The organism is Stenotrophomonas sp. KH_029, from assembly GCF_057839765.1.
Genome location: NZ_CM174498.1, coordinates 598,673 through 620,270 on the forward strand (window position 1 = coordinate 598,673; position 21,598 = coordinate 620,270).

Annotated in this window: 16 protein-coding genes; 12 read left to right on the forward strand and 4 right to left on the reverse strand. The window is 66.7% G+C overall.

The window, feature by feature from the left end; genetic code table 11:
- Positions 1 to 808: 808 nt before the first annotated feature.
- Positions 809 to 1,165 (reverse strand): phasin family protein, encoded by a 357-nt coding sequence (locus AC3ITM_RS02725; RefSeq protein ID WP_489268237.1) that lies wholly within the window; start codon positions 1,163 to 1,165, stop codon positions 809 to 811.
- Between the two features lie 201 nt (positions 1,166 to 1,366).
- A complete protein-coding gene (queD, locus tag AC3ITM_RS02730) occupies positions 1,367 to 1,720 on the reverse strand; it encodes a 6-carboxytetrahydropterin synthase QueD (RefSeq protein ID WP_489268239.1) in 354 nt (117 codons plus the stop codon).
- A gap of 186 nt (positions 1,721 to 1,906) precedes the next feature.
- Between queD and AC3ITM_RS02735 the strand changes: the two genes are divergently transcribed.
- From AC3ITM_RS02735 to AC3ITM_RS02755, 5 genes are all read left to right on the forward strand, one after another.
- The gene (locus AC3ITM_RS02735; RefSeq protein WP_489268241.1) at positions 1,907 to 4,564 is read left to right on the forward strand and encodes a TonB-dependent receptor plug domain-containing protein; all 2,658 of its coding nucleotides are present in this window, start codon (positions 1,907 to 1,909) and stop codon (positions 4,562 to 4,564) included.
- Between the two features lie 60 nt (positions 4,565 to 4,624).
- On the forward strand, positions 4,625 to 7,207 hold the full coding sequence (locus AC3ITM_RS02740) for a M14 family zinc carboxypeptidase (protein ID WP_489268243.1): 2,583 nt from the start codon (positions 4,625 to 4,627) through the stop codon (positions 7,205 to 7,207).
- A gap of 224 nt (positions 7,208 to 7,431) precedes the next feature.
- Positions 7,432 to 8,226 (forward strand): DUF4198 domain-containing protein, encoded by a 795-nt coding sequence (locus AC3ITM_RS02745; protein WP_489268245.1) that lies wholly within the window; start codon positions 7,432 to 7,434, stop codon positions 8,224 to 8,226.
- A 25-nt stretch (positions 8,227 to 8,251) separates the two neighbouring features.
- Complete coding sequence (locus AC3ITM_RS02750) at positions 8,252 to 9,103, forward strand: EF-hand domain-containing protein (protein WP_489268247.1); 852 nt, start codon at positions 8,252 to 8,254, stop codon at positions 9,101 to 9,103.
- Positions 9,104 to 9,331: 228 nt separating this feature from the next.
- Positions 9,332 to 11,638, forward strand: a complete 2,307-nt coding sequence (locus tag AC3ITM_RS02755) for a TonB-dependent hemoglobin/transferrin/lactoferrin family receptor (RefSeq protein ID WP_489268249.1) — start codon at positions 9,332 to 9,334, stop codon at positions 11,636 to 11,638.
- A gap of 139 nt (positions 11,639 to 11,777) precedes the next feature.
- On the opposite strand, the gene AC3ITM_RS02760 is transcribed toward AC3ITM_RS02755, so the two are convergent.
- On the reverse strand, positions 11,778 to 13,184 hold the full coding sequence (locus AC3ITM_RS02760) for a DEAD/DEAH box helicase (protein ID WP_489268251.1): 1,407 nt from the start codon (positions 13,182 to 13,184) through the stop codon (positions 11,778 to 11,780).
- A 594-nt stretch (positions 13,185 to 13,778) separates the two neighbouring features.
- Here AC3ITM_RS02760 and AC3ITM_RS02765 point away from each other — a divergent pair.
- Both AC3ITM_RS02765 and maiA read left to right on the forward strand, forming a co-directional pair.
- Positions 13,779 to 14,768 carry a fumarylacetoacetate hydrolase family protein gene (locus tag AC3ITM_RS02765; RefSeq protein ID WP_489268252.1) on the forward strand — a complete coding sequence of 330 codons (990 nt, stop codon included), beginning with the start codon at positions 13,779 to 13,781 and terminating at the stop codon, positions 14,766 to 14,768.
- A gap of 20 nt (positions 14,769 to 14,788) precedes the next feature.
- Positions 14,789 to 15,445 carry a maleylacetoacetate isomerase gene (gene maiA / locus AC3ITM_RS02770; protein ID WP_489268254.1) on the forward strand — a complete coding sequence of 219 codons (657 nt, stop codon included), beginning with the start codon at positions 14,789 to 14,791 and terminating at the stop codon, positions 15,443 to 15,445.
- A gap of 102 nt (positions 15,446 to 15,547) precedes the next feature.
- On the opposite strand, the gene AC3ITM_RS02775 is transcribed toward maiA, so the two are convergent.
- Positions 15,548 to 16,678: a PilT/PilU family type 4a pilus ATPase gene (locus tag AC3ITM_RS02775; RefSeq protein ID WP_228885736.1), complete on the reverse strand. Its 1,131-nt coding sequence runs from the start codon at positions 16,676 to 16,678 to the stop codon at positions 15,548 to 15,550.
- A 99-nt stretch (positions 16,679 to 16,777) separates the two neighbouring features.
- Between AC3ITM_RS02775 and AC3ITM_RS02780 the strand changes: the two genes are divergently transcribed.
- The 5 genes from AC3ITM_RS02780 to AC3ITM_RS02800 all read left to right on the forward strand — a co-directional run bounded on the left by AC3ITM_RS02780 (position 16,778) and on the right by AC3ITM_RS02800 (position 21,586).
- A complete protein-coding gene (locus AC3ITM_RS02780) occupies positions 16,778 to 17,179 on the forward strand; it encodes a DUF4398 domain-containing protein (protein ID WP_489268256.1) in 402 nt (133 codons plus the stop codon).
- The gene (locus AC3ITM_RS02785) at positions 17,179 to 18,090 is read left to right on the forward strand and encodes an OmpA family protein (protein WP_489268258.1); all 912 of its coding nucleotides are present in this window, start codon (positions 17,179 to 17,181) and stop codon (positions 18,088 to 18,090) included. Before AC3ITM_RS02780 ends, AC3ITM_RS02785 begins: the two co-directional genes overlap by 1 nt.
- A 362-nt stretch (positions 18,091 to 18,452) precedes the next feature.
- Positions 18,453 to 18,671 carry an HP1242/YdcH family protein gene (locus tag AC3ITM_RS02790; protein WP_228885734.1) on the forward strand — a complete coding sequence of 73 codons (219 nt, stop codon included), beginning with the start codon at positions 18,453 to 18,455 and terminating at the stop codon, positions 18,669 to 18,671.
- A 229-nt stretch (positions 18,672 to 18,900) separates the two neighbouring features.
- Positions 18,901 to 20,271, forward strand: a complete 1,371-nt coding sequence (locus AC3ITM_RS02795; protein WP_489268260.1) for a pyridoxal-phosphate dependent enzyme — start codon at positions 18,901 to 18,903, stop codon at positions 20,269 to 20,271.
- 130 nt (positions 20,272 to 20,401) lie between these two features.
- On the forward strand, positions 20,402 to 21,586 hold the full coding sequence (locus tag AC3ITM_RS02800; RefSeq protein WP_489268262.1) for a cystathionine gamma-synthase: 1,185 nt from the start codon (positions 20,402 to 20,404) through the stop codon (positions 21,584 to 21,586).
- Positions 21,587 to 21,598 lie beyond the last annotated feature (12 nt).

Genomic DNA, 21,598 nt, shown 5'->3' on the forward strand with positions numbered 1-21,598 from the left:
TAATGTCCGGGCATGGCCCGGACCTGCGCGTGCATGACGGGCAAAAAAGGTTCTTCGCCGATTTATGGGGTGCCAGCTGCGAACTACAGCCTCAGATCAAAGACAGTGACTGACGTGTGAGCTGATTGGGCTTGGCGTGGGTGGATTGGCGGGACACGCCGTGAACCCATCCCTGGGGGCTTGGCGAAAACATCCATGTTTTCGACAGTCCCGCCAATCCACCCGCGCCAACCCTTCATACATTGCTGGCACTCACAGAAAAACGGCAGATCCGAGCTACGTTCAGACAGCCCGGCGTCCAAATAAAGGTGTCCGACCGCGGGTCGGAACTACCTGCGATGGTAGGGCTTGGACCAAGCTGCGTAGACCCGACCGTTGATCGGCCGCTGTTGCTGTTGCTGTTGCCCGCGATCTTGATCTACCACCCCCTTGGAGCGAGCCGAGCATCGCAGCGGCGGCAAGGGCGAAGAGGTGCGGGTGTCTGAGCGTAGCGAGTTCCGCACCGTCCCTTGCCGACGCGAGAAGCGCAGGGCACCGGCGGGCGTAGCCCGACGGCGAGCGGATGGGGGCGTGTTCTTTGGTTACTTTCTTGCACGAGCAAGAAAGTGACTCGCGCCCCGAAGGGGCACGAAACGCTTTTGAACTTAGCAGCGAAGCGGAAACAGCAACGCCAATGCATCCGGACAATGGTCGGCTGTAGTCCCGCACATAGGCGAAGAACAAAAAAAAGACCCGACAGAGGGAGGGTTCTGTCGGGTCTGGGATTGCGTGGGGGGAGGGACCCACGCAAATTCGATGTCGGTAGGGCTCAGCGTCTGCTGGCGCCAGGGGTGCTGCCGACGCCCGCCAGGGGCTGCTGCGCCAGTTCACCCAGGGCCTGGGAGGCCTTCAGCCCCAGTCCCATCACTTCCTGGCTGGCGCTGGCCCAACGGGCGAGGTTGTCGCGGGCCAGCTGAGCGCCCTTGGGCACCAGCGTGGCAGGTTCGTGTGACTGCACGATGTCACCAAGGAACCCGCTGGTGGCGGTGATGCTCTTCTCCAGGGTCTTCAACTGCACGCCGAACATGCTTTCGGCATTTTCCAGGGCGAGCCGATTGGCGCGCGTGGCCGTGGCGGCCAGCTGGCGGGTGTAGTCGCTGAAGGAATCGGTGAACGCGGACGTCATGGGACGGCTCGAGAACGTTGATGCATTGCAGCATACGCCGATTGTGGTGCGTTGCAACAAAATTTTTCCGGGATGATCCGGGATTGATGAAAATAAAATTAAATCAATGACTTGTGTGATTGCGAAGGGTTGGCTACGGCAGCGCCGTACCCACCGACGGTGGGTACCTACCGGTAGCGCACGACCGTTGGTCGTGCGGCCTCAGCCGCGGTAGCGGCAGCCGGAGGTGCAGGTTTCATGCACGGTGACTTCGCTCAGCTGGGGCAGGGACGGCTTGAGCTCGTTCCAGATCCAGATCGCCAGGCGTTCGCTGGTGGGGTTGCCCAGGCCGGGGATGTCGTTGAGGTAGTGGTGGTCCAGGCGCTCGTAGATCGGCTGGAAGGCGGCTTTGACATCGCCGAAGTCCATGATCCAGCCGCTGTGCTCGCCCGGCTCGCCTTCCACTTTCAGTTCCACCCGGAACGAATGCCCGTGCAGGCGCGCGCATTTGTGGCCCGGCGGCACGTTGGGGAGGCGGTGGGCGGCCTCCAGGGCAAAGACTTTGAAGATTTCCATGGGCCCATTGTACGGGGCCGGTGCCGGGCGGTGACGGCAATGGCCGTTCTGCCCTTCACCAAAACATGTCCATCCGGATGAAGAGATGTTATTTTCTCTTATATCCGTATGAAGAGATGTTATTGGTCGGTTCATGGCCCGGCATGGACTACTGCGGAACTTGTCGTTCACCACCCCACTGAAGTCATGCCCAAGCCAACCCTTCTTGTAGCGGCACTTGCTGCCGCGCTGGCGGCGCCTTTGCCCGCCTCCGCCCTCGCCGCCGGCGATGCCTCCCCCACTGCCGATGCCGCCGGCGACAGCAAGACCCTCGCCGCGGTGCGGGTCACCGGTTCCAACATCAAGCGCAGCGACACCGAGGCCGCCAACCCGGTGCAGGTGATCGACCGCCAGCAACTGGAGGAGACCGGCAAGGCTACCGTCGCCGACCTGCTGCGTTCGATCTCGGCCAACACCGGCAATGCCAACAACGAAACCACCAACAACGGCTGGGCCTCCGGTTCGGCCGGCATCGGCCTGCGCGGCTTGTCGCAGAAGAACACGCTGGTGCTGCTCAACGGCCGCCGCCTGGCCAACTACGGCTTCCCGGCCGGCGGCTTGTCGGACACCTTCGTCAACCTCAACGCGCTGCCGCTGGTCGCCGTTGAGCGCATCGAAGTGCTCAAGGACGGCGCCTCGGCGGTGTACGGCTCCGATGCCGTGGCCGGCGTGGTCAACATCATCACCCGGCAGAATTTCCAGGGCGCCGAACTCGGCGGCAGCCTGGGCACCGCCGACCAGGGCGGGCTGGACGAGCAGAAGCTGAAATTCATCGGCGGCATCGGCGACCTGGATGCGGATGGCTACAACATCCTGGTCAGCCTGGAGGGGTACAACCGCGAACGCCTGGACCAGGACCAGCGCGACCTGACCAGATCGGGCATCTACAGCGACCAGCCCGGTGGGCGCTGGAACGGCTGGTCGGCCAAGGGCGCCCGCTATCTGATCAACGGCACCTCGGTGCCGATGCTCGATGCCAACGGCCAGTGCCCGCAGGGCACCGAACTGGTGGCCAGCGCGCCGATCGACGGCCTGGCCGGCAACACCTGCGGCTTCAACCAGGCCCCGTACACCACTCTGATTCCGTCGACAAAACGCTACCAGGCCTACGTCAACGGCACCTTCAGGGTGAACGACAACGTCGAAGCCTTCGCCGAGGCGTTGTATAGCGACATCAAGGGCGTGGCCTGGTTCGGCAGCAGCCCGTTCTTCACCCTGGAAAGCGGGCGTTTCGCGCTCAACGCCGAAACCGGCCTGGCCGAGCCGGTGTCTTCCAGCCTGCCGGCCAGCAGCCCGTACAACCCGTACGGCCGCGCGGTGCCGATCGAATACACCTTCTTCAACCTCGGCCCGACCATCAAGACCAACCGTTCGCAGGCCTACCGCGGCCTGGTCGGGCTGCGCGGCAGCCTGCAGAACTGGGATTGGGAAGTGGGCGCGTTCGGCGCGCGCAGCAGCGAGCGCGAAACCGTCTCCGGCGGCTTCGCCAACCGTTACGCGCTGGCCAGCGCACTGGCCAGTGGCAGCTACAACCTGCTCAACCCGTCGGCCACCCCGGCCGACGTGCTCAACGCGATCAACATCAGCACGCTGCGCCCGGCCGAGTCGGTGCTGCAGGGCGTGGATGCCAAGATCTCCGGCGCGCTCGGCCACACCTGGGCCGGTGAGATCGGCTTCGCCGCCGGGGCCGAGTGGCGCCGCGAGAAGCTCGATTCCAACAACCCCTGGCAGATCGACGCCGGCCTGCAGATCCGCCCGGCCATCGCCGAAGTGCATGGCGAGCGCAAGGTCACCGCGGCCTATGCCGAAGTCAACGTGCCGCTGGCGCAACGCCTGGAACTGCAGGCCGCCGCGCGCGCGGACCACTACAGCGATTTCGGCGATGCGTTCTCGCCCAAGCTGAGCCTGCGCTGGCAGCCGTTGGACATCCTGCTGGTGCGTGCGGCCGCCTCCAAGGGCTTCCGCGCGCCGTCGCTGTCGGAGAACTCCAACAGCACCAGCATCGCCTACGGCAGCGTGATCGACCCGCGCGACCCGGACGTGCCCGGCTCGCGCCAGAACCCGACCTTCTTCACCGTCGGCAACAACGCGCTCAAGCCCGAGCGTACCCGCAGCTACAACGTCGGCGCGGTGCTGTCGCCGTGGTCCAACACCAGCCTGAGCGTGGACTACTACCGCATCGAACTGGAGAACCTGGTCGGTACCAACAACACCCAGACCCTGGTCAACGACAACGTGCCCGGCGCGGTGCTGCGCGATGAACGCGGCAAGCTGCTGGCGGTATACAACCGCTACCAGAACCTGAGCGAACTGAAGACCTCCGGCTTCGACGTGGAACTGCGCCAGCGCTTCCCCATCGAACGCGCCGGCGACTTCGCGCTCAGCAGCGCCTTCACCCACGTGCGCAACTACAGCCGCCCGACCGTGGTGGGTGGCCCGCTGGTGGACTATGCCGGCAGCAACCTGGGCGCCACCCTGCCCAGGAACAAGGCCACCACCACCTTCGACTGGAGCTACGGCGACTTCCGCACCGCGCTGACCTGGTACTACACCAGCGGCTACGACCAGAAGGCCAGCGCGGCGGCCACCGCCGTGCAGGATCGTGTCGATGCCTACAGCCAGTTCGATCTGTATCTGGCCTACAGCGGCATCGACAAGCTGACCGTTTACGCCAAGATCCAGAACCTGGCCGATGAGGAACCGCCGTACGACGCCTCGTTCCCGGGCATCCGCGCGCCGTACGATTTCAGCCAGTACGACCTGCGCGGGCGCTACTTCACGGTCGGCTTCGACTACCGCTTCTAACACCGTCCGTATCCATCGGGGCCGGCGTCGATGCCGGCCCCCGTTCCATGGGGAATTGCTGTGTCCTTGCATCGTGTCGTGTCGCGTCCCATCGCCTGGCTGGTGGGTTCGTTGTGGTTGCTGGCTGCGCCGGCGTTCGCGCAGAGCGCGTACTTCTTTCCGCAGGGCGGTGACTTCGATCCGTCCATCCCCACCCCGCAACAGTTCCTGGGCTACGAGATCGGCAGCCGCTTCACCCGGCACGATCAGCTAGTGGCCTACTTCAAACAGCTGGCTAGGCACTCCGACAGGATCAAGGTTGAAGAGATCGGCCGCAGCTACGAGGGCCGCCCGCTGCTGATCGCCACGGTGACCTCGGCCCAGAACCTGCAGAACCTGGAGACGCTGCGTCGCCAGCACGTCACCCTGGCCGATCCGGCGCAGCCACTTTCGGCCGCCGGCAGCAGTCCGGTGGTGGTGTGGCTGGGCTACAGCGTGCACGGCAACGAGACCTCCAGCGGTGAAGCGGCGATGCTGACCGCCTACTACCTGGTCGCCAACCGCAGCGCGGAAACCGCGCAGTGGCTGCAGCAGGCGGTGGTGCTGTTCGATCCGGCGCAGAACCCGGACGGGCGCGACCGCGCGGCGAGCTGGCACAACGCCTATGCATCTTCGCCGGCCTCGGCCGATCCGGCCGACAAGGAACATGTCGAACCGTTCCCGCAGGGTCGCACCAATCACTACTTCACCGATCTCAACCGCGACTGGCTGGCCCTGACCCAGCAAGACACGCGGCCAAAGATCGCCTATTTCCACCGGTGGTATCCCAACGTCCAGATCGATTTCCACGAGATGGGCAAGGACAGCACCTACTACTTCGAACCGTCGCCGGCGAGCATGCACAGCCCGTTGATTCCGGCGGCGTCGTATGACTTCAACAAGACCCTGGCCAAGTACCACGCGCAGTCGCTGGATGCGCTGGGCTCGCTGTACTACACCGGGGAAAACTTCGACAACTTCTCCCCGGTGTACGGCTCGACCTATCCGGACTTCCACGGTGCGGTCGGCGTGACCGTCGAGCAGGCCAGTTCGCGTGGCCGCGTGCAGGAATCGGCCAACGGCCTGCTGACCTTCGGCTTCACCATCCGCAACCAGGTGGCGACCGGCCTGGGCACGGTGCGCGGTGCGGTGACCGAACGCGATGGGCTGCTGAAGCTGCAGAAGGACTTCTTCCAGTCCGCGTTGAAGCAGGCCAACCAGCAGCCGGTGAAGTCTTTCGTGTTCGGCGATGCGGCCGATCCGGGCCTGACCCAGCGGCTGCTGGACCTGCTGTTGCAGCACCAGATCACCGTGCAGGCATTGAGCGCGCCGGTGACGGTGGACGGCCAGCGTTTCGAGCCGGGCAGCGCCTATGTGGTACCGGCAGCGCAACCGCAGTTCCGCCTGGTGCATTCGATCTTCGCCGATACGCCGCCGATCAAGGGCGATGTGTTCTACGGCAGCACCTCCTACGCGATCGCGCCGGCCTACGGCATCGCCTTCGCCGCCAGCCGCAGCCGGATCGACGGTGGCGAGCGTGTGGCCGGCGTGCCGGCCGCTAACGGTGGCGTGGCGGGTGGCCAGGCGGGCTACGCCTATGTGTTCGATTGGCGCGACTACAACGCCAGCCGCGCGCTGTACGCACTGCAGGCCAAGGGTCTGTTGACCCGGGCCGCATTCCAGCCGTTCACGGCGGCCACCGCGCAGGGGGAGCAGTCGTTCGGTTACGGCAGCATCGTGGTGCCGGTCGCGGGCCAGCCGCTGGCAGGCGCCGAACTGCTCGCCGCGGTCGACGCGGTGGCGCGCAGCAGTGGCGTGCATATCCAGGCGCTGTCCAGCGGGCAGAGCCGTGGCGGCATCGATCTGGGCAGCGACAGCGTCAAGGCGCTGCGCAAGCCGGCGGTCGCGCTGGTGATGGGCGAGGGCGTCAGCGCCACCGAAATCGGCTCGGCCTGGTTCCTGCTCGACCAGCACCTGCAGTTGCCGGCCAGCAAGATCGATCCGGCCCAGCTGGGCAAGATCACGCTGGACCGCTACACCACGATCGTCCTGGCCGGCGGTACCTATGCCGGCGTCGACGCCACCGCCGTGGCCGCGCTCAAGCGCTGGATCAACGCCGGTGGCTCGCTGGTCACTTATGGCACCGCCGCGCGCTGGGCGATCGAGCAGAAGCTCAGCGATGAAGTGCTCGGGCCGGAGGAGAAGGAGCCCGAAGCAGCACGACGTGCGTTCGGCGATCAACGCGACATCGCGGCGATCGAACGTGTGAGCGGCAACATCCTCAGCGCGGACGTGGACAACACCCATCCGCTGGGCTTCGGCGTGCCGCGTCGGCAGCTGGCGGTGAACAAGGAAAACGGTCTGAGCTTCCAGCCCAGCCGCAACCCGTTCTCCACTGTGGTGCGCATCGACCAGGCGCCCAAGGTCAACGGTTACCTCTCCGAGCGCAACCGCAGCCGCGTCGCCGGTGCCGCGTGGCTGGTGGTGTCGCCGCAGGGGCAGGGCAATGTGGTGCTGTTCGCCGATGATCCGGCGCACCGCAAGTATTGGCACGGCACCGAGCGCCTGCTGTTGAACGCGATCTTCTTCGGTAACCAGCTCAACCCGACCAAGCCGCGCGGCTGAGACCGCGCCGGGGTAGTGCCGGCCGCTGGCCGGCGCTCGACCGATTCCAACGCAACGCGTCGGCCTTCCGGACCATCGCCCAGAAACAGCCGACCCACGTCGGCTGTTTTCCGTTGTCGGACACCCATCACACCCTATGTGAAAATTTCGTATTGCGAATCATTCGCAATACGAATAGGATGGCGCCCGCCGGGATCGCCCGGTTCCGTCCGCGAGAATCCGCCATGTCGTTCCGCCCGATCGCTGCGCTGCTGTTGGCCGCCCTGGCCCTGCCCGCGGCCGCGCATACCCCGTATCTGGCCCCGGCCAGCTTCGAGGTCCGCCCCGACAGCCGGGTCACGCTGGACGCCAGCTTCGCCGAGACCTTTTTCGTCCCGGAGGTGGTGTTCGACAACAGTGAGTTCGTCGTCACCGTCCCGGATGGCAGCCAGAAGGCACCGGACACCGTCGTACGCCTGAAGAGCCGTGCGGTGATCGAACACACGTTGCCGGGCCAGAAGGGCACTTACCGCTTCAGTACCGGCAACCGGTTGGGCGCGGTGTTCCGGACCTGGTCGCTCAACGGCAAGACTGGCTCCTCGCGCGATCCGGCCATGCCGTTGCCCGCTGGCGCCACGCTGCTCACGCACTACCAGAGCCTGTCGCGCTCGGAGGTCTACCTGACCGCCGGCGCACCGACCACCGCCGCGCTGAAGCCCTACGGCACCGGCCTGGAACTGGTCCCGGTCACGCACCCCAGCGACCTGTACCGTGGCGAGCGCTTCGACTTCACCGTGCAGTACGACGGTCAGCCGCTGCCTGCGCAGACGGTCGAGATCCACCGCGCGCTCGGCGACGGCGCCCGCCAGCCCGCGCCGCTGACGCTCACTACGGATACCGCAGGCAAGGCCTCGTTCGCGCTCGATCAGGCCGGGACCTACCTCGCGCTGATCCGCTATCGCGGTCCGGCACCGGCCGGCGCTGCCGCCCCGATGTACGGCAACAACTACACGCTGAGCTTCCGCGTCCTCGAACCGTAACCGTCCTTTCTCCAGGGGAACCACCATGAAGATCGTCCCACTCACCGCTGCCCTGCTGGTACTGGTGCTGGACCCGGCCGCCCACGCGCAGCCGGCCACCAGGACCGCCACCGCCTCGCCGACCGCCGCCGCCTTCCTCGCGCAGTTCGCCACCGAGGGCACCGACAGCGTCAGCTGGGCCCAGTTCGAGGCCTTCCGCAAACAGCGTTACGCCGAGACCGACCGCAATCACGACGGCCATGTCGACGAACAGGAATACGTCGACGAGTACCTGCAGCGCTTCGACGTGCGCCTGGCCGACGCGCGCGCCGGCCACCTGCGCCAGACCGACACCCGCTTCAAGGCCCTGGACCGCGACAAGAGCGGGGCGATCAGCCGCGCCGAATACGATGCCGCCGGCGAACGCACCTGGGCCGGCTACGAAAAGTCGCAGAACGCCACGCAGGAGACTGCCGCGGCGTCCTCGCGCGATCCGCTGAAGATGCCGACCTCGCATACCGCCAACGGCATGCTGGACCTGTACGACCGCAACAAGGATGGCGCGGTCGATCGCGAAGAGTTCGACGCGGTGCGTGCGGCGGGCTTCGCCGCCACCGATACCGACGGCAACGGCACGTTGTCGCTGGCCGAGTACAGCACCGAGTTCGAAGGCCGCCTGGACCAGCAGCGCCAGCGTGTCCGCGCCGATGCCGAGCGCCAGGCCCGGGTGCGCTTCGCCTCGCTGGACAAGGACAAGGATGGCCGCATGACCTTCGCCGAGTACCAGCTGTCGGGCAGGCGCATGTTCGAGCGTGCCGACAGCAACGGCGACGGCGTCGTCGATGCACGCGATCCCGAGCCGGTCGCCGGCGCGCACTCGGCCAACGGTAACCGCTAGCGGCCCATCGGCGGCGCTGCCACCTGTTCGATGGCCTGCCCGGGGAGGGGCCGGCCCGGACGTGCCGTGCACGTCCCCCGCATCACCCAAGGATGATCCCGGCGCGCGGCTCCCTGCGCGCCCTTGTGCCTCCCAGCCCAGCCCGATCCACCGATCGCCGCAGCCAGGAACGGCCCGCCGCCACCGCGGTGCTCACGCCATTCCCTTTTCCTCCTGCGGAGTCTGATCATGAAGTCGTCCCTCACCCTGCTGGCCCTGGCGGTCGCCGCCAGCCTGACCGCCACCGTACACGCCGAAACGGCGAACGATGCCAGTACGCTCGATACCGTGCGCGTGCAGGCCGAGCGTGCCAAGAAAACGCGCTCGGCCAACCAGAACGTCACCGTGCTTACTTCAGCCGATCTCGACAGCGAGATGGCCAACACGATGGAAGAAGCGATCCGCTACATCCCCGGTGTCAGCATCGTGGACATGGGCCGTTTCGGCGATAACGGCTTCAACATCCGTGGCCTGGAAAGCGACCGCGTGGCGATCACTGTCGATGGCCTGAGCCTGGGCGAATCGGTGGAAACCGCGCGCTCCTACGAGTTCTTCCGCGGTGGCCGCGGTGACGTGGACATCGATACGCTCAAGAGCCTGGCCGTGATCAAGGGCGCCGACGCGATCAGCGCGGGTAGCGGCGCACTGGGCGGCGCGGTGGTGTTCACCACCAAGGATCCGGCGGACTACCTCACGCCCACCGGGAACGATACCCACCTGGGCTTCAAGGCGGGCCATTCGGGCGCCAATGATGAATCCATGGGCACGCTCACCTTTGCCAACCGTAGCGGGATCGTCGAATCGATGCTGGTCTACACCCGGCGCGAAGGCCATGAATCCGAGTCGTGGTACGACACCACGAATGATCGCATCGGTGTCGGTCGCCGCACGCCCGATCCGGTCGACAGCACCCGCGACAACCTGCTCGGCAAGCTCGACCTGCAGCTCGACGATGCCAATACGCTGGGCTTTCTGTACGAGCGTGGCCGCGCCACCAACGACGTGGACAACCTGTCGCGTGTCTATGCACCGGGGTACCTGTCGCGCAAAGGCCATGACAGCAACGACCGTGACCGCTACGGGGTGAACTACCAGTGGCGGGCCGACAACGCGCTGTTCGATACCCTGGATGCGCAGGTGGACCGCCAGGTCACCGACAGCCGTGGCATCACCACCATCGTGGCCGGCAGCGGCTGCCCGGGCGGCGCCACGCCGTGCCTGCGCAGCGAGAACCGCTCGACCAAGCAGACCTTGGACCGTGCCGCGGCCGACTTCAGCAAGGTGTTCGCCACCGCGGGCGCGCGCCATGACGTGGTGTACGGGCTGGCCTGGCAGCAGCGCGACATCGATTTCACCGCGGTCGACACGCGCTGGAATGCCGCCGGCGCCGTCGCCTCGGTGGAGATCGATCCGCGCCAGGTTCCCAAGACCGACGTGACCGCCTGGAACCTGTACCGGCGCGACAGCGTGCAGCTGCTCGACGAGCGTCTGACCCTCAGCGCCGGCGCGCGCTATGACCGCTATGACTATTCGCCGCAGGTGGATGCCACCTTCGTGGATCGCACCGGTACCGTGCGTGATGTGAGCTTCGCCTCGCCGAGCTGGCAGGCCGGTGCCGAATATCGCTTCCTGCCCGACCACGCGCTGTGGGCCCAGGTGGGTCGAGGCTTCCGTGCGCCGACCGTGGCGGACATGTACTCGCCGACCAGCGCCACCCAGGTGATCAACGCGCAGACTGGCCAGCCGCTGCTGCTCAACGACACCGTGTCCAATCCAGACCTGGACTCGGAGAAAAGCCTGAATCTCGAGTTCGGCTACCGCTGGAGCACGGACCGCGCGCAGCTGGGCTTGTCGGTGTTCCGCGACCGCTACGAGAACTTCATCGAGTACACCAACCTGGCGCAGTCGGTGCCGGGTGGGTTCCGCACGACGGCAACCGGCCCGGTGCTGTATTCGCGCAACTACACGATGCCGACCAACGCGGGCGAAGTGACGGTCAAGGGTATTGAACTGGAAGGGCGCTGGCAGATCAGCGATGCGTGGTCCTCGCGCCTGGCTGCCTCGTACAGCGAAGGCGAGAAGCGCAACGGAGATCCGCTGGAGAGCATCGTGCCGGCCAGTGCCGTGCTCGGCGTACGCTATGCACCGTCGCCGGTGTGGAACGTCACCGCCAGCCTGACCCACGCCGTGGCCAAGAAGGCCAAGGATGCCTACACCACCGATGCCGTCACCGGCAGGGTTACCACGCCGGCCTTTGTCGACAAGGCCGACGGCTACACCGTGCTGGATCTGTACGGCACCTGGAACGTCACCCCGCAGTGGAAGCTCAGCGCCGGCATCTACAACCTGACCAACGAGGAGTACTACCTCTGGCAGCGCGTACGCAACATCAACAAGGGCACCAACACGCTGTACGGCTACGTCAACGATGAGGGCATCGGCCGCTACAGCGAGCCGGGCCGCAATGCGCGGATCACGGTGGCCTACAGCTTCTGAGACAACGCACCGATCAACGGCCGGGTCGATACCATCGGCCGGATCGGTAGTGCCGGCCGATGGCCGGCTCCCGATAGACACAAAAAAAGGGCGACGCAGATGCGTCGCCCTTTTTGCGTTTCAGCGATGCCCGAAGGAATCAGCTGGCGCGCGCGCCACCGCCGCCCTGGCTGCGGCCGCCACCGGCATTGGCGCCGCCACCGCCACGGCGCTGGCCCTGCGGCTGGCCGCCACGCGGCGCACCGCGGCCGGCACCATCACGCTGACCACCGCCGGCCTTCTTCGGGCCGGCATGGGCGTGGCGCGGGGCCTCGCTGTGCGGACGACGCGCGTGCTTGCGCGGCGAACGATCGCCACCGGGCAGTTCGGCCTTGCCCGGCGCGCTGTTGCCCCAGCGGATCGGGGTCTGCGGCTCGAAGCCGGGCACGTCGCGGATGTCCATGTCCTTGTCCAGCAGGCGCACGATCTGGCGCAGCAGCTTGGCCTCGTCCTGGGCCACCAGCGAGATCGCCTGGCCGGTCGCACCGTTGCGGCCAGTGCGGCCGATGCGGTGCACGTAATCCTCGGCCACCATCGGCAGGTCGTAGTTGATGACCTTCGGCAGCTCGTTGATGTCGATGCCGCGCGCGGCGATGTCGGTAGCCACCAGCACGGTCACCCGGCCAGCCTTGAAGTCGCCCAGCGCACGCAGGCGCTGGCCCTGGCTCTTGTTGCCGTGGATCGCCGCGGTCTTGATGCCGGACTTGTCCAGGAACATGGCCAGCTTGTCGCAGCCGTGCTTGGTACGGCCGAACACCAGGGTCTGCTCACGGCTGTCCTGGGCCAGCAGGTGCAGCAGTAGCTCGCGCTTGCGCGGGCCATCGACCGGGTGCACGCGGTGGCTGATGTTCTCGGCAACGGTGTTCTTCGGGGTGACCTGGATCTGTTCCGGGTCGCGCATGAACTCCAGCGCCAGCTGCTTGATGCTTTCCTCGAAGGTGGCCGAGAACAGCAGGGTCTGGCGGTTCTGGCGCGGCAGCTTGGCCAGGATCTTCTTGATCGAGGGCAAAAAGCCCATGTCCAGCATGCGGTCGGCTTCGTCCAGCACCAGGATCTCGATCCCGGACAGGTCCACGCTGCGGCGCTCAATGTGGTCGATCAGGCGGCCCGGGCAGGCCACCAGCAGGTCCACGCCACGGCGCAGCACGTCGAACTGGTTGCCCATGCCCACGCCGCCGTAGATGCAGGCGCTGGGGATACGCAGGTACTTGCTGTAGCCGCGCAGGCTGTCATGCACCTGGGTGGCCAGTTCGCGGGTTGGGGTCAGCACCAGCGCACGCGGCTTGCGCGGGCCGTTGACGGCCTGCGGGTTGGTGCCCAGGTGCTGCAGCAGCGGCAGGCCGAACGCGGCGGTCTTGCCGGTGCCGGTCTGTGCGCCGGCCAGCAGGTCGCGGCCGGCCAGGGCCAGCGGGATCGCCTGTTCCTGGATCGGGGTGGGGGTTTCATAGCCCTGCTCGGCCAACGCGCGCAGCAGGAACGGGGCAAGGCCCAGGGATTCAAAAGACATCGGGTGGAAGCTCCAAAGACAAAGTAACGCCAGGCCGAATGGCCGGACGCGAGGCAGATCAAAGTGATCGGCTGACTCGGAGCGTTCCCGTAAACCGCGCTGCGAGAATTGGGTGCAGCCGGCGCGGTGCGCAGACTGGAATGCATGACGAATGGCGTCGGAGTGGGGGCGGGCGACGGATCGTTGATCCATATCGCCGGCGGTCCCGAAGGGAAACGGACGGCCGTTGCAGACCCGGATAGTCTAACGGATAGTTGAGATCCATACCAAATCCCCCTGTTCAGTTTGGCGGAGCGCATCGGACGCCGTAGGTCCACGCCATGCGTGGATGCTCTCCGCCCCGGGCTGCACGCCCTGATGGGGGCTTCGATCGGTGTTCAACACCGGTTGGGGGCGAGCACGAGGAAAAGGTGGCTTCGGAGGGGGGCCGCGCTGTGCGCGCTATCCACGCATAGCGTGGATCTACGGGCATTGCCACTTGGCCCCGGCAGCGGCAAGGATGCTTTAGGGTGGGCGATGCGGCGGTGCAACTGGCGACCCTGTCGCGCATTTGATTACACTTGAAACCTATTTCGCGATCCCGGATACCCACCCATGAAGCTTGGTTCTTTGAAGGAAGGCGGCCGCGACGGCACCCTGATCGTGGTTTCGCGCGACCTGCGCCATGGCGTGCGCGCCACCGGCATCGCGGCAACCCTGCAGCAGGCACTGGAAGACTGGAGCCATCTGGCGCCGCGACTGAACGCGTTGTACGAATCGCTCAACGACGGCAGTGCCGACGGGGTGTTCGACATCGACCTGCAGGCCCTGGCCGCGCCGTTGCCGCGCGCCTATGAATTCGTCGACGGCAGTGCCTACCTGCCGCACGTGGCGCGCGTGCGCCGCGCCCGCGGTGCCGAAGTGCCGGAGAGCTTCTATACCGACCCGTTGATGTACCAGGCCACCAGTGCCGGCTTCCATGGCCCGCGCGATGCGGTCAAGGTGGTCAGCGAGGACTACGGCATCGATCTGGAAGCGGAGCTGGTGGTGATCACCGACGACGTGCCGATGGCGGTCACCGCCGAGCAGGCCGCCGGCCATATCCAGCTGGTCGGCCTGGTCAATGATGTGTCGCTGCGCAACCTGATCCCGGGCGAACTGGCCAAGGGCTTCGGTTTCCTGCAGTCCAAGCCGCGCTCGGCGCTGTCGCCGGTGTTCGTCACCCCCGATGAGCTGGGCCCGGCCTGGCAGGACAGCAAGGTGCACCTGCCGCTGGTCACCCACGTCAACGGCGCCTGGTTCGGCGCGCCCGAGGCCGGGGTGGACATGCAGTTCAACTTCGCCCAACTGGTCGCCCACGCCGCCAAGACCCGGCCGCTGGGCGCCGGGGCGATCGTCGGCTCGGGCACCATCGCCAATGAGGACACCAGCAAGGGCGCCTCGTGCTTTGCCGAACTGCGCACGGTCGAAGCCCTGCGCGACGGCAAGCCGAGCACGCCGTTCATGTCGTTCGGCGATGTGGTCCGGATCGAAATGTTCGATGCCGCCGGGGCCAGCATCTTCGGTGCGATCGAGCAGCGCATCGAACCGGCCGCCGCGCCCTGAACGCCTCCGCCGCCCCGCCGATGGAGCCGATCGAGCTGTTCAGCTACTGGCGCTCGAGCGCGGCCTATCGCGTGCGGATCGGGCTGAACCTCAAAGGCCTGCCGCACCAGATCACCCCGGTGCATCTGGTCCGCGACGGTGGCCAGCAGCACACCGACGCCTATGCGGCGCTCAATCCGCAGGAACTGGTGCCGACCCTGCGCCATGGCGGGCGCGTGCTGACCCAGTCGATGGCGATCCTGGAATACCTGGACGAGCTGTTCCCGGCCGCGGCCCTGCTGCCCGACGATGCGCCGGGCAGGGCGCGGGTGCGTGCACTGGCCCAGCTGGTGGCCTGCGACATCCACCCGCTGAACAATCTGCGGGTGATGCAGTTCTTTGGCGATACCTGGAACGTGCCGGCGCCCGAGCGCGACGACTGGACCCGGCACTGGATGCGGGTCGGCCTGGAGGCAATGGAGCGCATGCTGGTCGAGTCGGTGGATACCGGCCGCTACTGCCACGGCGACAGCCCGAGCCTGGCCGACTGCTGCCTGGTGCCGCAGCTGTACAACGCCCGCCGGTTCAACCTGGACCTGGCGCCGTACCCGACCATCGCCCGGATCGATGCGGCCTGCGCGGCGTTGCCGGCGTTCGATGCGGCGCGCCCGGAGGTTCAGGCCGACGCGTCGGCCTGAAAAGGGGTATCCGCCAACGCTGGATACCCACCACGTTGAACCGATGGTCACCGGCCACGTTGAACCGGTAGGTGCCGACCGTTGGTCGGCACGCGTTCCCGGTCAGAACCCGTGGGTGATCGCCGCCGGGGTGCTGGCCGAGTAATCGGCGTACGGGTCGTGATCGCCGCTGCCGCCTTCGGACAGGCGGAACTTCAGCGCCAGGCCATCGCGCGAGTCGGCCGCCCGCAGGGCTTCCTCCTGCTCGATGATGCCGCTCTTGGCCATCCGGAACAGGCACTGGTCGAAGCTCTCCATGCCTTCCTCCAGCGACGCTTCCATCGCCGCCTTGATCTCGTGCACCTGGCCGCGGCGCAGCAGGTCGCGGATCATCGGGGTGTTGATCAATACCTCGGTGGCCGGCAGGCGGCGCCCGTCCTTGCCCTTGACCAGGCGCTGGGAGACCACCGCGCGCAGGTTCAGCGACAGGTTCATCAACACGTTGCGGTGCGCGCTCTCGGGGAAGAAATTGAGGATGCGCTCGATGGTCTGGTCGGCGTTGTTGGAGTGCAGCGTGGCCAGGCACAGGTGCCCGGTCTCGGCGAAGGCGATGGCCGCCTCCATGGTTTCGGCATCCAGGATTTCGCCGATCAGGATCACGTCCGGCGCTTCGCGCATCGCGTTCTTGAGCGCGTTGTGGAAGGCGTGCGTGTCCAGCCCGACCTCGCGCTGGTTGACGATGGACATCTTGTGCTTGTGCAGGTACTCGATCGGGTCCTCGATGGTGAGGATGTGACCGGTGGTGGTGCTGTTGCGGTGGTCGATCATCGACGCCAGCGAGGTCGACTTGCCCGAACCGGTCGAGCCGACCACCAGCACCAGCCCGCGCGGGGTCATGATGACGTCCTTGAGCACCTGCGGCAGGTTGAGCTCTTCGATGCTGGGGATCTTGCTGCGGATCGCACGGATCACCATGCCGACCTCGCCACGCTGCTTGAACACGTTGACGCGGAAACGCCCGGCCTCGGCCAGGGCGATGGCCATGTTCAGTTCCAGCTCGCGCTCGAATTCGGGCACCTGGCCCTCGTCCATCAGCGAGTAGGCGATTTTCTTGACCATGCCCGGCGGCAACCCGGTGTTCCCCAACGGGTACAGCTTGCCCTCGATCTTGATGTATACCGGTGCTCCGGTGGTCAAGAACATGTCCGAAGCGTTCTTTTCGGTCATCAGCTTCAGGAAATAGCCGATATCCATGCGAAATGTTTCCCCAACAATCGGCCGCGTGCCATTGCAAGCACGCCGCAGGCTTCCGACAATGGCCGCGCACCCAACCCTCTGGCGACGGCACCCCCAATGAAATCTAGCTTCGCACAAATACGCCCCATCCCGTATCTGGCCATCCTGATTTGCGTGATGGCGGGCACATTTGCGCTCGCCGGTGCCGCCCAGGCGCAGGACGGTGCGCTGGAGCTGATGCAGGCCCGGCAGGCGGTCGACAAGGCCACCCAGGCCGACGCCGACCAGTACGCGCCAGACCTGATCGCGGTGGCCCGACAGGGCCTGGAACAGGCCCAGCGGGCCGCCGGCGACCGCCGCGAGCGCAAGAACGCGCCGGCCCTGGCCGTTCGCGCCACGGTCGATGCCGACCTGGCCCGCGCCCGCAGCGACGAAGCCACCGCCACCGCCCAGCTGCAGCTGCGTCGCAATGAAGTGGCCCAGCTGCAACGCCAGCTGGCCACCGGGGAGAGCCGTTGATGAAGCCTGCACCGATGAAAACCACCGCGCTGCGCGCCTGCCGCCTGTTCCTGGCGCTCAGCCTGGCCCTGCCGGGGTTGGCCGCCGCCGCCGAGGACCCGGCGGTGGCCCAGCTGAGCCAGCGCCTGATGACCATCCAGGCCAATCCCGATGCCGCCGAGCTGGCCGCCTTCGAGCGCCTGCAGGCCCAGCAGGCCGTGGCCGAACTGGCCAAGGCCAAGCGCCGCGACCAGGACCAGGCGCGCTACCTGGCCGAACGTCGGGTCGAGATCGCCGAAACCAGCGTGCGCGCCGCGCTGGCCCGGCGCGAGGTGGACCGGCTCGAACGCACCCGCAGCGAACTGCTGATCGAAGCCAGCCGCCGTGACGCCCAGCGCGCCCGCCAGGAAACCGAGCGCCTGCGCGTGCAGGCCCAGATCCAGGCCGAGGAGGCCGAACAGCTGCGCCAGGCCGCCGAGGCCGAGGCGCTGGCCCGCCAGGATGCCGAAACCGCGCTGACCAGCGTGGCCGGCAAGCAGACCGCACGGCTGAGCGCGGCCCAGCAGAACGCGGCGCGGCTGGCCCGCGAAGAGGCCGAGCTGGTCTCGGGCAACAAGCTGCCGGGCTCGAAGTTCGACAGCCGCGGCGAGGTCTTCACCTTCAACGGCGATGCCTTTGCCGCCGGCAACGGCAGCCTGTCGGCCGGGGCCAAGGGCCAGGCCAAGGCCTTGGCCGAATACCTGAACATCGGCAAGAAGGGCCGGATCCGGATCGAGGCCTATGACGCCGCCGCCGGGGTGGGCCAGCAGCGTGCCCAGGCCCTGCGCGATGCGCTGGTGGCCGCCGGGGTCAATGCCGGCCGGCTGCAGGCCAGCGGCAAGAAGGCAGCGGCGACCAAGGCACGCGCGGCCGAGGTGATCATCGCGCCGTGATGGGGGGTGGGTCACGACCGTTGGCCGTGACGCAACCCACTGTTTTTGTTTAAATTTCGTTGAACTGCGCGTTCAGACTGAACCTCGGCTGGGGCGCATCGAAAATAGTCGTCGAAGTGCTTGAACCCCCTCGCCGGCAGGCGTAGGGTCGATTGTCCGGGTCGCCTTCCGCGCCCCGGACGATTGGAGGGCCGGGCCGATGAACCGAGGGCACGCACCACAGCAGTCTGCAGTCCGGGCAGTTCCGGGTGCGCCTGCAGGTACGTCCGAGGCAATGGTTCTGCACTCCACCCGAAAGCAACGCCCCGTGCCGCAAGGCCGGGGCGTTCTTGTTTCTGTAAGACAGCGAGAGGAGGTTCATCATGTTTGAAGGGCAACCCCAGAGCGAGATCGACGCACGCCGCCAGCGTGACCCGGAATTCAAGGCGCTTTACGAACGGCACCAGAAGTTGAACAAGAAGTGCATGGATGCCGAACTGGGCGTACTTCCGATAGATGGTCTCACCCTGGGCCGGATGAAGCGTGAGAAGCTGCTGGCCAAGCAGAAGCTGGAACGGATGTACCACTCCCCCATGCATTGACGCTCCATGTGTGCCGGCCAGCGGCCGGCACTGCCACCCAACGCCGCGGGCGGCGTCCGATTCCTCGTCGACGGGCGCCGTCCGCGTCGCTCCGGCCCTGCCGGGGCCGCAGCGGTGTGCCGTCCGCCGGCCTGCGCGGGCCGCCGGTCACGCCGTTACCTGACTTTCTACGCCAACCGTCGGATAATCACCGGTCCGGCCGCATTGCGGCGCGAATCGACGTGAACCGATGGCAATCCACTCCTCCGTACTCGACCTCATTGGCCAGACCCCGATCGTCAAGGCCCAGCGCCTGGACACCGGTGTCTGCGAGCTCTACCTGAAGCTCGAAAGCGCCAATCCCGGAGGATCGATCAAGGACCGCATCGGCCTGTCGATGATCGAAGCGGCTGAAAAGCGCGGCGAACTCCAGCCCGGCGCAACCCTGGTCGAGGGCACCGCCGGCAACACCGGCCTGGGCCTGGCCCTGGTCGCCCAGCAGAAGGGCTACAAGCTGATCCTGGTGGTGCCCGACAAGATGAGCCGCGAGAAGATCTTCAATCTCAAGGCGATGGGCGCCGAAGTGCGGCTGACCCGTTCGGACGTGGCCAAGGGCCATCCGGAGTACTACCAGGACATGGCCAAGCGCGTGGCCGAGGAAACCCCCGGCGCGTACTTCATCAACCAGTTCGGCAACCCGGACAACCCGGCCGCGCATGAATTCGGCACCGGCCCGGAGATCCTGGCGCAGATGGGCGGCGAGCTGGACGCGGTGGTATTCGGTTGCGGCAGCTCGGGCACCATGACCGGCCTGTCGCGCGCGTTCGCCACCGCCTCGCCGAACACCGAACTGGTACTGGCCGATCCGGTCGGCTCGATCCTGGCCGAGTACATCAACGACGGCGTGCTCAACGACAAGTCCGGCAGCTGGCTGGTGGAAGGCATCGGCGAGGACTTCCTGCCCTCGATCGCCGATTTCAGCCGGGTCACCAAGGCCTATGCGATCAGCGATGCCGAAAGCTTCCATACCGCGCGCGAGCTGCTGGGCAAGGAGGGCATCCTCGGCGGTTCCTCCACCGGCACCCTGCTGGCGGCGGCGCTGAAGTACTGCAAGGAGCAGACCACCCCCAAGAAGGTGCTGGTGCTGGTCTGCGACACCGGCAACAAGTACCTGTCCAAGATGTACAACGACTACTGGATGCTGGACAACGGCTTCCTGGAGCGCCCGCAGAGCGGCGACCTGCGCGACCTGATCCTGCGTCCGTACGGCCAGCGCGACACCGTCGTGATCGGCCCGAACGACCTGCTGACCACCGCCTACCAGCGCATGAAGCTGTATGACGTGTCCCAGCTGCCGGTGATGGACGGCGACCAGTTGGTCGGCATCGTCGACGAAAGCGACGTGCTGCTGCACGTCTATGGCGATGAAACCCGCTTCCGCGATACGGTCGCCACCGCGATGGTCAGCAAGCTGGACCGGCTGGACGTCAAATCGCCGATCGAGGCCCTGCTGCCGGTGTTCGACCGCGGCCAGGTCGCCATCGTCATGGACGGCGGTACGTTCCTGGGCCTGATCACCCGCATCGACCTGCTGAACTACCTGCGCCGGCGCGTGCAGTAAGCCGGCAACGGCCCGCGCGCCGCGCTGAACTCCCGTTTATCCGCGTCAACGGCTGATTAAGCCAGCGCTGATAGACTTCCGCTCCTTTTGCGGGGGCCCCGATAGGGGCTCTCCATTGCTGGGAAACAACATGTCCGACCACGCATCCTCCGGGCACGGCAACCGTGCGCTCGCCCTGGCCACCCTGGCCATCCACGGCGGCCAGTCGCCGGACCCGAGCACCGGCGCGGTGATGCCGCCGATCTACGCGACTTCGACCTACGCCCAGTCCAGCCCCGGCGAACACCAGGGCTTTGAATACTCGCGCACCCACAATCCCACCCGCTTCGCCTACGAGCGTTGCGTGGCCAGCCTGGAGGGCGGCAGCCGCGGCTTCGCGTTCGCCTCGGGCATGGCGGCCACCTCCACGGTGATGGAACTGCTGGATGCCGGCAGCCACGTGGTGGCGATGGACGACATCTACGGCGGCACCTTCCGGCTGTTCGAGCGCGTGCGCAAGCGCACCGCCGGACTGCAGTTCAGCTTCGTCGACCTGACCGACCTGGCCGCGTTCGAGGCCTCGATCACCGCGCAGACGAAGATGGTCTGGATCGAAACCCCGACCAACCCGATGCTGAAGATCGTCGACATCGCCGCGGTGGCCGCCATCGCCAAGCGCCATGGCCTGATCGTGGTGGTCGACAATACCTTCGCCTCGCCGATGCTGCAGCGCCCGCTGGAACTGGGCGCCGACCTGGTCCTGCATTCGGCCACCAAGTACCTCAACGGGCACTCGGACATGGTCGGCGGCATGGTGGTGGCCGGCGACAACGCCGAGCTGGCCGAGCAGATGGCCTTCCTGCAGAACTCCATCGGCGCCGTCCAGGGCCCGTTCGACAGCTTCCTGGCCCTGCGCGGCCTGAAGACCCTGCCGTTGCGCATGAAGGCGCACTGCGCCAACGCGCTGGCCCTGGCGCAGTGGCTGGACAAGCACCCGGCCGTGGAAAAGGTGATCTACCCCGGCCTGGCCTCGCACCCGCAGCATGAACTGGCCACGCGCCAGATGAATGGCTACGGCGGCATCGTCTCGATCGTGCTCAAGGGCGGCTTCGAGGCGGCCAAGCGCTTCTGCGAGAAGACCGAATTGTTCACCCTGGCCGAATCGCTCGGTGGCGTGGAAAGCCTGGTCAACCACCCGGCGGTGATGACCCATGCCTCCATCCCGGTGGAGCGCCGCAACCAGCTGGGCATCAGCGATGCGCTGGTGCGACTGAGCGTGGGCGTGGAAGACCTGGGCGACCTGCAGGTGGATCTGGAACGGGCGCTGGGCGCCTGAGCACGCCTTCGG